The organism is Pseudomonas sp. FW305-E2 (assembly GCF_058782925.1).
The window spans coordinates 15,631-28,681 of the sequence record NZ_JBYSYE010000035.1 but is presented as its reverse complement, the minus strand read 5'-3'; the positions used below and the strand labels follow the sequence as shown (position 1 = coordinate 28,681).

Sequence of the window (13,051 nt, the reverse complement as noted above, 5' to 3'; positions counted from 1 at the left end):
AGGCTTACCGAGCAGGCGCCGATCGAACCCGTTCCCTCTGCATCCTGGCCCGGCATTTGAACAACATGGTTGGCTTCGTCAAATAGCGGGGGGAACCCACCATGATTATCAACGCGACGGGCCATGACCCATTCATCGGTGCCCGATTACCTGAGTGGCTCAAACGCGCGTCACGGGGCCAGATCAACACCCTGCGCACCAGCCTGAACGCGCACCACGCCAGCCAGGCACGCTTGAGTGGCCTGACGCTTGAGTTACTGCCGCTCCAGCAGTTTGCCGAGAAGCACCTGGCGGCTTTGCTGGATGCACCGTTGCCGGACGGGCAGGTATTTGCCCAGCTCGAATGGCTGCGGGTAGCGCCGCGCTTCGGCACACTGCCAGGTACCTTGCAACAGACATACGGGTACAGCCAGACGCGTGAAAACGGGTTACTGCGGCTGATGCGCAACTTTGCTGCGAATACCCGCTACTACGAGGGCACGGGGCTGGTTTTGCCAGGCAGCGATAAACCATTGAATGCATCGCTGGAAGCATTGATTACGGCCTGTCGCAATCTGGACGTTGGTCAGTGCTATCAGGACGCGTTGCAAAGGATCTTCCAGCCAGCTACCCAGGCGGTGCTGGCTGAAGACAAACGTTCGGGGCTGAAGCTGGCGACCGAGCTTGCGGCTTTGCAGGGAAACATAAGCGTCGATGTGCAGCTTGCACTGCGCGAGCTCGTGGACCACGGTCAGGAGCAGCGACAACAAGGGCTTGAAGGCAAACCCATGCTGCTGAGGGCACTAGGGAAACCTGTGGTCGATGGCTTGCTGATCCACCTGCAAGACAAGACGGGAAATGAACGGGGCATCGTACTTTACCTGCCTGGTGATCCCCGGCAGGCATTGCGGTTCTTCGATAATGCCGCCTCCATGAACAGTACCGTGGCGATGTTGTTGCCAGATCCCGGTTACTGGCAGTACTTCACACAGCTCATCAGCCTTGAGCACCGTGCAGGTTTTGTCAGTACCCTGGGCAAGCGCTTGAAAGACAAGCTGCCGGACCTGGAGCTTGAGGGTGAAACTCCTGAAGGAGGGATCTTCACGCAACTGGCGACTCGGCAAGTGCAACGGGCCAAGGAAGATGCCCGGTTGCTGCTGGTACCGACTGCCGACGCTGATAGCCTGGCGGTAAGCGCCAGACACGCTGAGTGGAAAGCGGCAGGTCTGGACCTGGTAAACCTCGCCGGCTTGTTCATCCCGGCTGTGGGCGGCGTGCTGCTGGGTCAGGTGGTTGCCCAGACGTGCGCTGAAGTGTTCGAAGGGACACGGGATTGGTCGAGAGGGCACCAACACGAAGCGCTGCAGCATCTGCTGGGGGTTGCCGAAACCTTGGCGGCTACCGCTGCGACGGTGGCGGGTGTCAGTTTTGTGCGCAGTGCGTTTGTCGCGGGCCTGGAGCCGGTAAGCCTTGGGAATGGGCGCGGTCGCCTGTGGCAGTTCAACGCCAGGAATTATCGATCACTGCCGGGCGCTATCGACCTGTTTGAAGAGGGACGCTATGGCGAGGTGGGCCGCCGCTGGGTCCGTATCGATGGGCGCAACTTCGAAGTGCATCAGCCTATCGCCGATGGCCCCTATCGCCTGCGCCATGTAGCGAGTGAGGGCGGCTACGGGCCGGTCGTGTTGCACAATGGTGAGCGTGGCTGGCAGCTGATGCGTGAGCAACCACTCAGCTGGCAGGCGCCTGCTCGCATGCTGGATGCATTATGGCCTCAGCATCCCCCTGTCGACGCACATCAGGCCGAGCAGATCATGCGGGTGGCAGGTATCGATGCAGATTTGTTGCGCGGCGTTCTCGTGGAAAATCGCCCGGCGCCGGTGAGCCTTGGCCAAACCTTGCGCGCCTTCCAGGCGCATGCACGCATTCAAACGTTTTTCGAGCGTGTTCGGCTGAAGGCGTTGGTGCCATCGGACAGTGAACTGCTGGCCTGGTGTGAAGCAAGGCCAGACGTGGGCGCCGGACTGGAGCAGATCCGGGTGCATGAGGCCGGGTTGCGGCCGCAATTGTTTGCCCACCTGACAGAGCAGCCACTTGCAGCAGACCCGCTGAGCATGTTGGTAAAGCGGGACTTTCCGGGTTTGCCTTCGGCCTACATAAATGAAGTAACCGACCAAGCGCATGAGCTTGAGCACCAAATGGCGCGGGTCGAGCGGCGGCTGCCATTGCCGTGCGCGAACAACGCCCGTTCGCTCTTGCGTCTGGCTCGCCTGAGCCGGGGGCTGGCGGGATTGTATCTGAGCACAGCGTACAGTGATGTCACCGGCGAGTTGGCCCTTGCGTTGCTGGATAGCTTCGAACTCGAGCACCTTGACCTTGACTTGCGTGACAGCGGGCTGGATGGGCGGTCTATCAGGCGCCTCGGTAGCGGCGGGCAAACCGAGGCAAGAAGAATAGTGGTCCGGCATGAAGGCAGGTTTCTGATCTACAACGGGTCAGGTGTGCCACACGTGCTTATTGCTGACGAGCCGGGATGTATCTTCGAGGCGCTTTTTGCCGCACTGACATCAGAGCAGCGGGCAGCGATGCAACGGGTGGGCAGTGCTGCGGCGAGCCAATTGCGTGAGAAACTTCTGGCGCGGTTACCCGCTTCCCATTGGGATATCGCGCGCATGCTCGGCTGGCCAGAGGAGCAGGCCTGGCTCAATCCAGGGCGTCGCATGGACGATGGGCGCGTAGGATACCCGCTCAGTGGCCGCCCTGGCGCTGCACCCAGAGATGAGCGGGCGATCATTCGTGACCAGCTACGGTCGCTTTATCCTGGCCTGGACGAGGCCGCGCTCGATGTGGAGCTGGCGCGTGTGCAACAAGGCCCGCAGCCAGTCTTCGAGCGCCTGGTAGAACTGCAGGAAGCCCATGACCAACTGGTGCTGTACCTGAATCGCTGGGTCGGTGCCGAGTTGCAGGAGGGTCGACGCGCCGCCCGCAGGTTGACGGCCGATAGCATCCTGCGAGCCTGGCGACTGCAGGGCGAGCCTGGTTCGGCCGGCGAGGGGCAAACACAAGGGCAGCGCTTGTCGATGAGCGGTTTGAGTTTGCGCACACTGCCGGCACTGCCGCCGAACATCGATTTCCATCGTATTACCCTGCTGAGCGTGAACGACACCCGGATTACTGACATACCGGTCGACTTCCTTCGCCCCTTCACTGCCCTGACGCACCTGAACCTCAACAACAACGCGTTGATGCGTCTACCAACAGGCATTGCCCATTTACCGAATCTTCAATCGCTTCGGTTGGCGCATAACGAGATACGCCTCGATGCCCAGGCGATCGGCGTTTTGCATGGTTTGTCCAACCTTGCGCATCTTGATCTCAGCCATAACCGGCTGGAAGCGCTGGACATGAGCTTTCATCAACTTTCTCGGCTGACTAGCCTGAACCTGCGTCATTGTCGCCTGGGCAGTTGGCCGCGTCGCCTGGAGCTCTGTGGTCTACTCGAGTGTGCTGACCTGCGCAACAATCAACTCCGCGAAGTGCCCACCGAGATCCAGCTGATGCCTTATGCATTTCGACGCGCCATTCTGATAGAAAACAACCCCTTGTCGGTCATGCAGCAAAGAGGGTTGTATGCACTCGATGTGATCGAAGAGCACCGGCACTCACCTGAGCAGTTGGGGTCAGTTGACCTGGTCAGGGCCCGTACGCGTTGGGTAGGCCATACGGATGCGACGGTTCAGGCCGAGCGGGAGGACGTGTGGCTGCGGTTGCTGGAGCAAGCGGGTAGCAGCGGGTTGTTCAGGTTGTTGGCTCGCCTGGAGATGACAGCGGACTACAGCGAAGCGGGTGAAGGGCGGGATGCGCTGGTTGACGGCGTATGGACACTGCTGGCTACGCTGGACGGCGACCCGGTGCTGTGCCGGCGGATCTTTGAGCAGGCCGGCCTGCCACTGTCATGTTCGGACGCCGTTGCCAGTCACTTCAGTGCACTGCAAGTATCGCTGAGGCAGGCGCAGGCAGAAACCGCCGCAGCCAACCCTGAAAGCAGGGGTGAGTTGCTCGAACTGGGTAGGCAACTGTTCCGGCTGGATCAACTGGAAGGGATTGCCTACCAGGATGGCCGGCAGCGTCTGGCTGCCAGTGAACATATTGACCAGTTGGCATTGGGGCTGGCTTACAGGGTGCAACTTCGTAGCCGGTTGCAGCTGCCCAACCAGCCATATGCCATGCGCTATCCCGAAGCTGTCGCGCTGACACAGGCCCAGATAGAGGATGCGTTCCTGCGGGTTACGCGCGCGCAGACCATCGAGGGCCTGACCGATAGCCTGAGCCAGCGCGCGTTCTGGCGACGTTACCTGCGCCAGCAACATGACCAGATGTTCGATGCCCTCAGTGCGGACTACACGCGACGCACGCTTGAGCTGCAGGCTCAACGTCCTGCCTTGGCGCCGGCGGCCTTCGAGCAGCAACTACACGGGCTGCAGGCACAGCAGGACCTCGACATCGAACGCCTGGTCGCAGGGCTCACCCAGTCCTACCTGCGTGCAGCCGAGCGCGCGGAGGGGTGACGGGCGGCGGCCAAACCAGTCATCCAGATTGACAGCTTTGGCCATTGCCGCCGCGCATGAGCGGCGCGAACATCGTCGGACCGATGCTTCAACTCCAAAAACAAGAAACCAGGAGTCCGATGATGCGCGATTACGCCGAGGCCGCTCGCACGTTTGACCATGACCAGGCCGTTGTGGCGGCATTGCACGGCAACCTTGAAGCCCTTAATGCCTGTGTCGAATGCTGTGACCGCCATGCCGGTGACGGCAAGCTGGCACTGATTCATGAAGACCGCGATGGTAACAGCGCGCGCTATAGCTTCGATCAGCTTCAGGTGCAGGCTGCCCGGTTCGCCAATGTGCTAAAGGCGCAGGGGGTAGGCGCAGGCGACCGGGTTGCCGGCTTGATGCCGCGCACCCCCGAACTGTTGGTGGCCATCCTCGCTACCTGGCGCCTCGGGGCGGTTTACCAGCCCTTGTTCACCGCGTTCGGCCCCAAGGCCATCGAGCACCGGCTTGAGCAATCCCATGCCCGAGTGGTGGTCACCGATAGCCACAACCGCGCCAAGCTGGACGACGTGCACGCCTGCCCGACCATCATCACTGTCAAGGCCCGCAGTGGTGAGCTGGACTTCCAGCAATGCCTGGAGCGCGCAGCGGACGTATGTGAGCCGGTGATGCGCTCAGGCAACGATCCATTCCTGCTGATGTTCACTTCTGGAACCACTGGCCCGGCAAAACCCCTGGAAGTGCCACTGCGTGCGATCGTCGCGTTTCAGGGCTACATGCGTGATGCCATCGAGCTGCTGCCCGAGGACAACTTCTGGAACCTGGCCGACCCGGGTTGGGCGTACGGCTTGTATTACGCCGTTACCGGCCCATTGTCGCTGGGGCATGCCACCACGTTCTACGATGGCCCGTTCAGTGTCGAGAGCTGCGCCCGGGTGATCGACAAGCTGGGTATCACCAACCTGGCCGGCTCGCCGACCGCGTATCGCTTGCTGATTGCGGCGGGCAAAGATTTTTCGGTACCGATCAAGGGCCGCCTGCGGGTGGTCAGCAGTGCCGGCGAACCGCTTAACCCCGAGGTGATCCGCTGGTTCGCCGACGAGCTGGGCGTGACCATTCACGATCACTACGGCCAGACCGAACTGGGCATGGTGCTGTGCAATCACCATGGTCTGCAGCACCCGGTGCACCTGGGCTCTGCCGGCTATGCCATCCCCGGCCACCGCATCGTGGTGCTGGACGAGCAGGGCAACGAGCGGCCAGCCGGCCAGCCAGGCATCCTCGCCGTTGACCGCGAGCAGTCGCCGCTATGCTGGTTCGGTGGTTACCACGGCCTGCCGACCAAAGCCTTCGTCGGCAAGTACTACCTCAGCGGCGACACTGTCGAGCTGAACCCGGATGGCAGCATCAGCTTCGTTGGCCGTAGCGACGACGTGATCACCACCTCCGGTTACCGGGTGGGGCCGTTCGATGTGGAAAGCGCGTTGATCGAGCACCCGGCGGTGATCGAAGCCGCGGTGATCGGCAAGCCCGACCCGGAGCGCACCGAGCTGATCAAGGCGTTCGTGGTATTGGCCAGCGGCTACGCCGGCAGCGTCGAGCTGGAAGAAACCTTGCGCCAGTACGTGCGCCAGCGCCTCTACGCGCATGCCTACCCCAGGGAAATCGAATTCGTCAGCGAGCTGCCCAAGACCCCGAGCGGCAAGCTCCAACGCTTCATCCTGCGCAACCAGGAAGTCGCCAAACAACAAGCGCAACAGGCCACCCCTGTCAGCGTCTGAAAGGAAAGTACTCATGCACATAGCCAATAAACATTTCATCGTCAGTGGCGCCGCTTCCGGGCTGGGTGCCGCGACTGCACAGATGCTGGTCGAGGCTGGCGCCAAGGTCATGCTGGTCGACCTCAATGCCCAGGCTGTCGAAGCCAAGGCCCGCGAACTGGGCGACAACGCCCGTTTCGCCGTGGCCGATATCAGTGACGAGCAGGCGGCCCAGTCGGCTGTCGATGCAGCTGTCAGCGCCTTTGGCAGCTTGCATGGGTTGGTCAATTGTGCCGGTATCGTCGGTGCCGAGAAGGTGCTGGGCAAGCAGGGCCCGCATGGCCTGGCCAGCTTCACCAAGGTCATCAACGTCAACCTGATCGGCAGCTTCAACCTGTTGCGTCTGGCTGCGGCGGCCATGGCCGAAGGGGCTGCCGATGAGAGCGGCGAGCGTGGGGTCATCATCAACACGGCCTCCATTGCCGCCTATGACGGCCAGATTGGTCAGGCCGCCTACGCCGCCTCCAAGGGTGCCATTGCCAGCCTGACCTTGCCGGCCGCGCGCGAACTGGCACGCTTCGGCATCCGTGTGATGACCATCGCTCCGGGTATCTTTGAAACCCCTATGATGGCCGGCATGAGCGATGAGGTGCGTGCTTCACTGGCTGCCGGCGTGCCGTTCCCGCCCCGCTTGGGCCGCCCGCAGGAATACGCCGCGCTGGCCCGCCACATCATCGAGAACAGCATGCTCAACGGTGAGGTCATCCGCCTCGACGGTGCGCTGCGCATGGCTGCCAAGTAAGGAGAGCGAACATGACCCTCGCCAATGACCCCATCGTTATCGTCAGCGCCGTGCGCACGCCCATGGGCGGGTTGCAGGGCGACCTCAAGAGCCTGACTGCGCCGCAACTGGGCAGCGCCGCCATTCGTGCTGCCGTGGAACGTGCCGGCATCGATGCCGCCTGTGTCGAGCAGGTACTGTTCGGCTGCGTGCTGCCGGCCGGCCAGGGCCAGGCGCCGGCACGCCAGGCCGCGCTGGGCGCCGGGCTGGACAAACACACCACCTGCACCACCCTGAACAAGATGTGCGGCTCGGGTATGCAAGCCGCGATCATGGCCCATGATCTGCTGCTGGTCGGCACCGCAGATGTGGTAGTGGCGGGTGGCATGGAAAGCATGACCAACGCGCCGTACCTGCTGGACAAAGCCCGTGGCGGCTACCGCATGGGCCACGGCAAGATCATCGACCACATGTTCATGGACGGCCTCGAAGACGCCTACGACAAAGGCCGCCTGATGGGCACCTTTGCCGAGGACTGTGCCCAGGCCAATTCTTTCAGTCGCGAGGCCCAGGACCAGTTCGCCATCGCCTCGCTGACCCGAGCGCAGGAAGCCATCAGCAGCGGCCGTTTTGCCGCCGAGATCGTGCCGGTGGAAGTCACCGAGGGCAAGGAAAAGCGCGTCATCAAGGATGACGAGCAGCCGCCCAAGGCACGCCTGGACAAGATAGCGCAGCTCAAACCGGCGTTTCGTGAAGGCGGCACCGTGACGGCGGCCAACGCCAGTTCGATTTCCGACGGCGCTGCGGCGCTGGTGCTGATGCGCCGCTCCGAGGCCGACAAACGTGGCCTCAAGCCATTGGCCGTCATCCACGGTCACGCCGCCTTTGCCGACACCCCGGCGTTGTTCCCGACCGCCCCGATCGGCGCGATCGACAAACTGATGAAGCGCACCGGCTGGAACCTGGCCGAAGTCGACCTGTTCGAGATCAACGAGGCCTTCGCCGTGGTCACCCTGGCGGCCATGAAACACCTCGACCTGCCACACGACAAGGTCAATATCCACGGCGGCGCCTGCGCCCTCGGTCACCCGATCGGCGCTTCTGGCGCACGTATTCTGGTCACCCTGTTGTCGGCCTTGCGCCAGAACAATCTGCGTCGGGGTGTGGCGGCCATCTGCATCGGCGGTGGCGAGGCCACGGCCATGGCTGTTGAATGCCTGTACTGAGGTGAACCATGCTGGTAAATGACGAGCAACAACAGATCGCCGACGCGGTACGTGCGTTCGCCCAGGAACGCCTGAAGCCGTTTGCCGAGCAATGGGACAAGGACCATCGCTTTCCGAAAGAGGCCATCGACGAAATGGCCGAACTGGGCCTGTTCGGCATGCTGGTGCCGGAGCAGTGGGGCGGCAGCGACACGGGTTATGTGGCCTATGCCATGGCGCTGGAGGAAATCGCTGCGGGTGATGGTGCCTGCTCGACCATCATGAGCGTGCACAACTCGGTGGGTTGCGTGCCGATCCTGCGCTTCGGCAACGAGCAGCAGAAAGAGCAATTCCTCACCCCGCTGGCGACAGGTGCGATGCTCGGTGCTTTCGCCCTGACCGAGCCGCAGGCTGGCTCCGATGCCAGCAGCCTGAAGACCCGTGCACGCCTGGAGGGCGACCATTACGTGCTCAATGGCAGCAAACAGTTCATTACCTCGGGGCAGAACGCCGGCGTCGTGATCGTGTTTGCAGTCACCGACCCGGAGGCTGGCAAGCGTGGCATCAGCGCCTTCATCGTGCCGACCGATTCGCCGGGCTACCAGGTAGCGCGGGTCGAGGACAAACTCGGCCAGCACGCCTCCGACACCTGCCAGATCGTTTTCGACAATGTGCACGTGCCAGTGGCCAACCGGCTGGGTGCGGAGGGTGAAGGCTACAAGATCGCCCTGGCCAATCTTGAAGGCGGCCGTATCGGCATCGCCTCGCAAGCGGTGGGTATGGCCCGCGCGGCGTTCGAAGTGGCGCGCGACTATGCCAACGAGCGCCAAAGCTTTGGCAAACCGCTGATCGAGCACCAGGCCGTGGCGTTTCGCCTGGCTGACATGGCAACGAAAATTTCCGTTGCCCGGCAGATGGTATTGCACGCCGCTGCCCTTCGTGATGCGGGGCGTCCGGCACTGGTGGAAGCGTCGATGGCCAAGCTGTTCGCCTCGGAAATGGCCGAAAAGGTCTGTTCGGATGCCTTGCAGACCCTGGGTGGTTATGGCTATCTGAGTGACTTCCCGCTGGAGCGGATCTACCGCGACGTTCGGGTTTGCCAGATCTACGAAGGCACCAGCGACATTCAGCGCATGGTCATTGCGCGCAATCTTTGAAGGAGCAGACTGCATGGCATTCGAAACCATCCTGTTGGACATCCACGGCAAGGTCGGCCTGATCACCCTCAACCGGCCGCAGGCGCTCAATGCGCTGAACGCGCAGATTGTCGGTGAGATCAACCAGGCCTTGGACCAGCTTGAGCGCGACCCGAACATCGGCTGCGTGGTGCTGACAGGCTCGGCCAAAGCCTTTGCCGCTGGCGCCGACATCAAGGAAATGGCTGAGCTGCAATACCCGCAGATCTACGTCGACGACCTGTTCAGCGACGCCGACCGCATTGCCAATCGCCGTAAGCCGATCATTGCTGCAGTGTCTGGATTTGCCCTGGGCGGCGGCTGTGAGTTGGCGATGATGTGCGACTTTATCCTCGCGGCGGACAATGCCAAATTTGGTCAACCGGAAATCAACCTGGGCGTGCTGCCGGGCATGGGCGGTACCCAGCGCCTGACGCGTGCGGTGGGCAAGGCGAAGGCCATGGAGCTTTGCCTGACCGGCCGCCTGATGGGGGCGGAAGAAGCCGAGCGTGCAGGTTTGGTGGCGCGGATCGTGCCGCAGGCAGAGCTGGTGGAAGAGGCGCTGAAGGTGGCGGCGACCATTGCCAGCAAGTCGATTCCGGTGAGCATGATGGTCAAGGAGAGCGTCAACCGAGCATTTGAAGTCACCCTCAGCGAGGGGGTTCGTTTTGAGCGTCGGGTCTTCCATGCGGCGTTCTCCACCGAAGACCAGAAAGAAGGCATGGCCGCATTCATCGCCAAGCGTGAGGCACAGTTCAAGGACCGTTGATCAGACTCGGTTCGTTGCCGTTGCCGTTGCCGTGGCTGTGGCTTTTGCTTCTAAGTGCGCGATAGTTCAGACGACGCGGGTTGCGACTTCAGGAGGCCGAGCGTAGGGCTTGCGAAGGGAGGTGACGGGCATGGATGCCCGTCAAGCGCTGAGGCCCCATGGATGGGGCCTGCAGCGCGTACTCCCGGGAGCAAGACCGTAGCGAGGGAACCCCGGAGCGTAGCGCAGGGGCCGGATGATAGGAGCCAGCGTTTTTTGGTTACTTTTTGTCGCGTTTGACAAAAAGTGACCCGCCGTAAGGGCGGAAAGGTGACTGTGCGCCACCTGCGTGAATGAATACCTACTCGATGTGAATGCCCACATCCAAGAAGCAAGAAGCAAGAAGCAAGAAGCGAACTCGTCTGTTTTGACTCAGCGAACAGTCCATTTGCGATGGCGACGCTGACTCACCTTTTCGCCCTTACGGCGAGTCACTTTTTGTCAAACGCGACAAAAAGTAACCAAAAAACGCTGCGCTCCCATCATCCGGCCCCTGCGCTACGCTCCGGGGTCCCCTCACTCCGGCCTTGCTCCCGGCAGGACCGCGCCGAAGGCCCCATCCTGGGGCCTCAGCGCTTGACGGGCATCCATGCCCGTCACCTGCCTCCGCAAGGCCTGCGTTCGGCCTCCTGAAGTCGCGAAGATCAAGATCAAGATCAAGATCAAGATCAACAGCAACAGCAACAGCAACAGCAACAGCAACAGCAACAGCAACAGCAACAGCAACAGCAGGCGGATGGGCACTGCCAGAATCTCAGTTTACTGCTGGCCCAGCAGCTGAGCTGGGGTGCCGACCGGCGGATTGTGAGCAGTGGAAGCAAATTCGCACCCATTTGCAGTTGCTCCACGCGGCGTGGCGCCTTAGACTGCCGCCCCCTGTAAAAGAGTGCCGGTTGGCGCTTGAAGAATTCCGCTGGCGATGCATAGGCATCGACGGCACATGAATCGCCCAAATGCACATTTTTTCATAGAGAAATCGATGACCAAGGAACAGTTGCTGGCCATGTCGGCCGATGACTACATGAACGCCGACCAGCTTGCCTTCTTTACTGAGCTGCTGCAGGCGATGAAAGTCGAAACCCATGAACGCATCGAACTCAGCCGCACCACCATCGAAGGCCTGGACACCCCGTCAGACCCCGCCGACGTGGCTTCGGTCGAAGAAGAACGTAGCTGGCTGGTAAATGCCATCGACCGCGACCAGCGCCTGCTGCCACAGCTGGAAATGGCCCTGGACCGTATTGCCGACGAAAGCTTCGGCTGGTGCGATGACAGTGGTGAGCCTATCGGCCTGAAGCGCTTGCTGATCAGCCCGACCACCAAATACTGCATCGAAGCCCAGGAGCGCCACGAGCAGCTCGACCGCCACCAGCGTCAGGTATAACCCCGCGCGTGGTGCAAGCCCCTCGAAGCAATTCCTGGGGCTTTTTGCGTTTCTTGTCGATACCGTTTTTGTTACGCCTTACGAAACACTGATGTACCGGGATGCGCTGTTTCCGCGTCACTGTCGGGCGTATCATAGCTTTATCGTTAGGGTGCTAATTAAATTCCGGAGGGAATGATGAATAGCCGAGTCGATGTGGCTGTGATGATAGGGTCGGGTGTGCCGGCCACCTTGCAGGCGCTGGGCAAGCGCATTTGCTGGGTCGTGCTGGTCAATGGCGAGCGCCGCGGCACCGCCTTCGCCACGCGCGAAGAAGCGCTTGAGTGTCAGGCTGCCTGGCAACTGCAACTGAAGAAAGGCCTGGCTGCCTGAAAATGTTTATTGCCTCTCGACGGGTTTCGGTGTTTTCGGGCATATTTGTCCTACAGTAATGCGCACATGGATGCTAGGGCTTGTCTTCTTGCAGGCTCACGCCATTGGTTGCGATTTCTGGCGAGTGATTTCAGGCATCACGCTTCCCAAGCCGGGAATGAGCCAAACGCCTTCGGTTGAGGGCGAGTCTGGCAAACCAGAGTAAAGATTCCTGCACGCTGCATCGTCAGCGAGCACAGACATTTCGCATATCGCTTTATTACTCTTTTTGCCTATCGATAAGAAATGGCCGTGCCTCCCCGAGCTTGGGGTGAGGGCGGGTTGTAACCGATTGAGGATTACTTCATTGGCAGTCAGCACACTTGATACGCATGCGTTGTTCGCCCTGGGCGACTTGCGCGGTAAATTGGCCCAACTGTTTCAGGGCCGCTTCATCTATGTCACCGAACAGAGTCCTGAAGGCCTGTACATGGCCGAAATCGACACCGAGAGTGCACTGGTGGTCGATGACAAGCAGCGCCTTGAACTGAAAGTCGGCGACCACTTTCGTGCTGCCGTATTGCCCAGCCGCGAAGGTGGCAAGCTGGAAATGCGCTTTCGCGACATCAAGTTGAATGTGTATGGCGTGGGTGATTACGCCTTCGTTTCTGTGCCGGAAGGCGAGGGCATCGTATTTCGTGAAGGCCATGGCGTGATGCTGGTATTCGCCGCGCAGCAGCAAGTGCAGGAAGGCCTGGGCAAGTTGCTTAAAGCAGTGACTGGCAAAGTCGCCAAATGGCGCAAGGGTGAACTGACCACCTTCAAGGCCAGTGAATGACCGACAGTCACGACGCACCAGCCTCGCGGGCCGAGTTTCATCGGCAGCACCAGGCAGATGCCGTGGCTGAGGCAGAACGTTTGCTGGCCGGGCGTGAGAAGCTGCAAGGCGCCTGGTTGACTTGGGTAGCGGCTGAGCTCTATCGCCTCAGCCCGCCGCCATATGCCGCCATGGTCCGGCGCGAGTTGCAGCGCCTCAGCCAAGGTTGAGACGG

Annotated in this window: 11 protein-coding genes; 10 read left to right on the top strand and 1 reads right to left on the bottom strand. The window is 61.3% G+C overall.

The window, feature by feature from the left end:
* Window positions 1-101: 101 nt before the first annotated feature.
* The 6 genes from AC3WLP_RS21265 (at window position 102) to AC3WLP_RS21240 (ending at window position 10,225) form a co-directional block, all read left to right on the top strand.
* Window positions 102-4,547, top strand: a complete 4,446-nt coding sequence (locus tag AC3WLP_RS21265; protein ID WP_088513726.1) for an NEL-type E3 ubiquitin ligase domain-containing protein — start codon at window positions 102-104, stop codon at window positions 4,545-4,547.
* A 122-nt stretch (window positions 4,548-4,669) separates the two neighbouring features.
* Window positions 4,670-6,316, top strand: a complete 1,647-nt coding sequence (locus AC3WLP_RS21260) for an AMP-binding protein (protein ID WP_088513727.1) — start codon at window positions 4,670-4,672, stop codon at window positions 6,314-6,316.
* A 13-nt stretch (window positions 6,317-6,329) separates the two neighbouring features.
* Window positions 6,330-7,097: an SDR family NAD(P)-dependent oxidoreductase gene (locus AC3WLP_RS21255; protein WP_014753875.1), complete on the top strand. Its 768-nt coding sequence runs from the start codon at window positions 6,330-6,332 to the stop codon at window positions 7,095-7,097.
* 11 nt (window positions 7,098-7,108) lie between these two features.
* Window positions 7,109-8,302: an acetyl-CoA C-acyltransferase gene (locus AC3WLP_RS21250; RefSeq protein ID WP_012053108.1), complete on the top strand. Its 1,194-nt coding sequence runs from the start codon at window positions 7,109-7,111 to the stop codon at window positions 8,300-8,302.
* Between the two features lie 8 nt (window positions 8,303-8,310).
* On the top strand, window positions 8,311-9,438 hold the full coding sequence (locus tag AC3WLP_RS21245) for an acyl-CoA dehydrogenase (protein WP_047603533.1): 1,128 nt from the start codon (window positions 8,311-8,313) through the stop codon (window positions 9,436-9,438).
* 13 nt (window positions 9,439-9,451) lie between these two features.
* On the top strand, window positions 9,452-10,225 hold the full coding sequence (locus AC3WLP_RS21240; RefSeq protein ID WP_003250095.1) for an enoyl-CoA hydratase: 774 nt from the start codon (window positions 9,452-9,454) through the stop codon (window positions 10,223-10,225).
* A gap of 555 nt (window positions 10,226-10,780) precedes the next feature.
* Here the strand turns inward: AC3WLP_RS21240 and AC3WLP_RS21235 are convergent.
* Window positions 10,781-11,008: a hypothetical protein gene (locus tag AC3WLP_RS21235; RefSeq protein ID WP_088513371.1), complete on the bottom strand. Its 228-nt coding sequence runs from the start codon at window positions 11,006-11,008 to the stop codon at window positions 10,781-10,783.
* 235 nt (window positions 11,009-11,243) lie between these two features.
* Between AC3WLP_RS21235 and AC3WLP_RS21230 the strand changes: the two genes are divergently transcribed.
* The 4 genes from AC3WLP_RS21230 (at window position 11,244) to AC3WLP_RS21215 (ending at window position 13,046) form a co-directional block, all read left to right on the top strand.
* Entirely contained in the window at window positions 11,244-11,648 is a 405-nt protein-coding gene (locus tag AC3WLP_RS21230) for a TraR/DksA family transcriptional regulator (protein ID WP_003250099.1), read from the top strand.
* A 177-nt stretch (window positions 11,649-11,825) separates the two neighbouring features.
* Window positions 11,826-12,020, top strand: coding sequence for a hypothetical protein (locus AC3WLP_RS21225; protein ID WP_003250100.1), 195 nt, complete (start codon window positions 11,826-11,828; stop codon window positions 12,018-12,020).
* Between the two features lie 346 nt (window positions 12,021-12,366).
* Window positions 12,367-12,837 (top strand): hypothetical protein, encoded by a 471-nt coding sequence (locus AC3WLP_RS21220; RefSeq protein WP_014591718.1) that lies wholly within the window; start codon window positions 12,367-12,369, stop codon window positions 12,835-12,837.
* The gene (locus tag AC3WLP_RS21215; RefSeq protein ID WP_014753870.1) at window positions 12,834-13,046 is read left to right on the top strand and encodes a hypothetical protein; all 213 of its coding nucleotides are present in this window, start codon (window positions 12,834-12,836) and stop codon (window positions 13,044-13,046) included. The genes AC3WLP_RS21220 and AC3WLP_RS21215 overlap by 4 nt, the downstream gene beginning before the upstream one ends.
* Window positions 13,047-13,051 lie beyond the last annotated feature (5 nt).

What these genes read in the sequence shown, in the direction of transcription:
- AC3WLP_RS21250 (WP_012053108.1), top strand. Translation starts at nt 7,109, where the DNA reads ATGACCCTCGCCAATGACCCCATCGTTATCGTCAGCGCCGTGCGCACG.
- AC3WLP_RS21225 (WP_003250100.1), top strand. Translation starts at nt 11,826, where the DNA reads ATGAATAGCCGAGTCGATGTGGCTGTGATGATAGGGTCGGGTGTGCCG.
- AC3WLP_RS21255 (WP_014753875.1), top strand. Translation starts at nt 6,330, where the DNA reads ATGCACATAGCCAATAAACATTTCATCGTCAGTGGCGCCGCTTCCGGG.
- AC3WLP_RS21265 (WP_088513726.1), top strand. Translation starts at nt 102, where the DNA reads ATGATTATCAACGCGACGGGCCATGACCCATTCATCGGTGCCCGATTA.
- AC3WLP_RS21245 (WP_047603533.1), top strand. Translation starts at nt 8,311, where the DNA reads ATGCTGGTAAATGACGAGCAACAACAGATCGCCGACGCGGTACGTGCG.
- AC3WLP_RS21215 (WP_014753870.1), top strand. Translation starts at nt 12,834, where the DNA reads ATGACCGACAGTCACGACGCACCAGCCTCGCGGGCCGAGTTTCATCGG.
- AC3WLP_RS21260 (WP_088513727.1), top strand. Translation starts at nt 4,670, where the DNA reads ATGCGCGATTACGCCGAGGCCGCTCGCACGTTTGACCATGACCAGGCC.
- AC3WLP_RS21230 (WP_003250099.1), top strand. Translation starts at nt 11,244, where the DNA reads ATGACCAAGGAACAGTTGCTGGCCATGTCGGCCGATGACTACATGAAC.
- AC3WLP_RS21240 (WP_003250095.1), top strand. Translation starts at nt 9,452, where the DNA reads ATGGCATTCGAAACCATCCTGTTGGACATCCACGGCAAGGTCGGCCTG.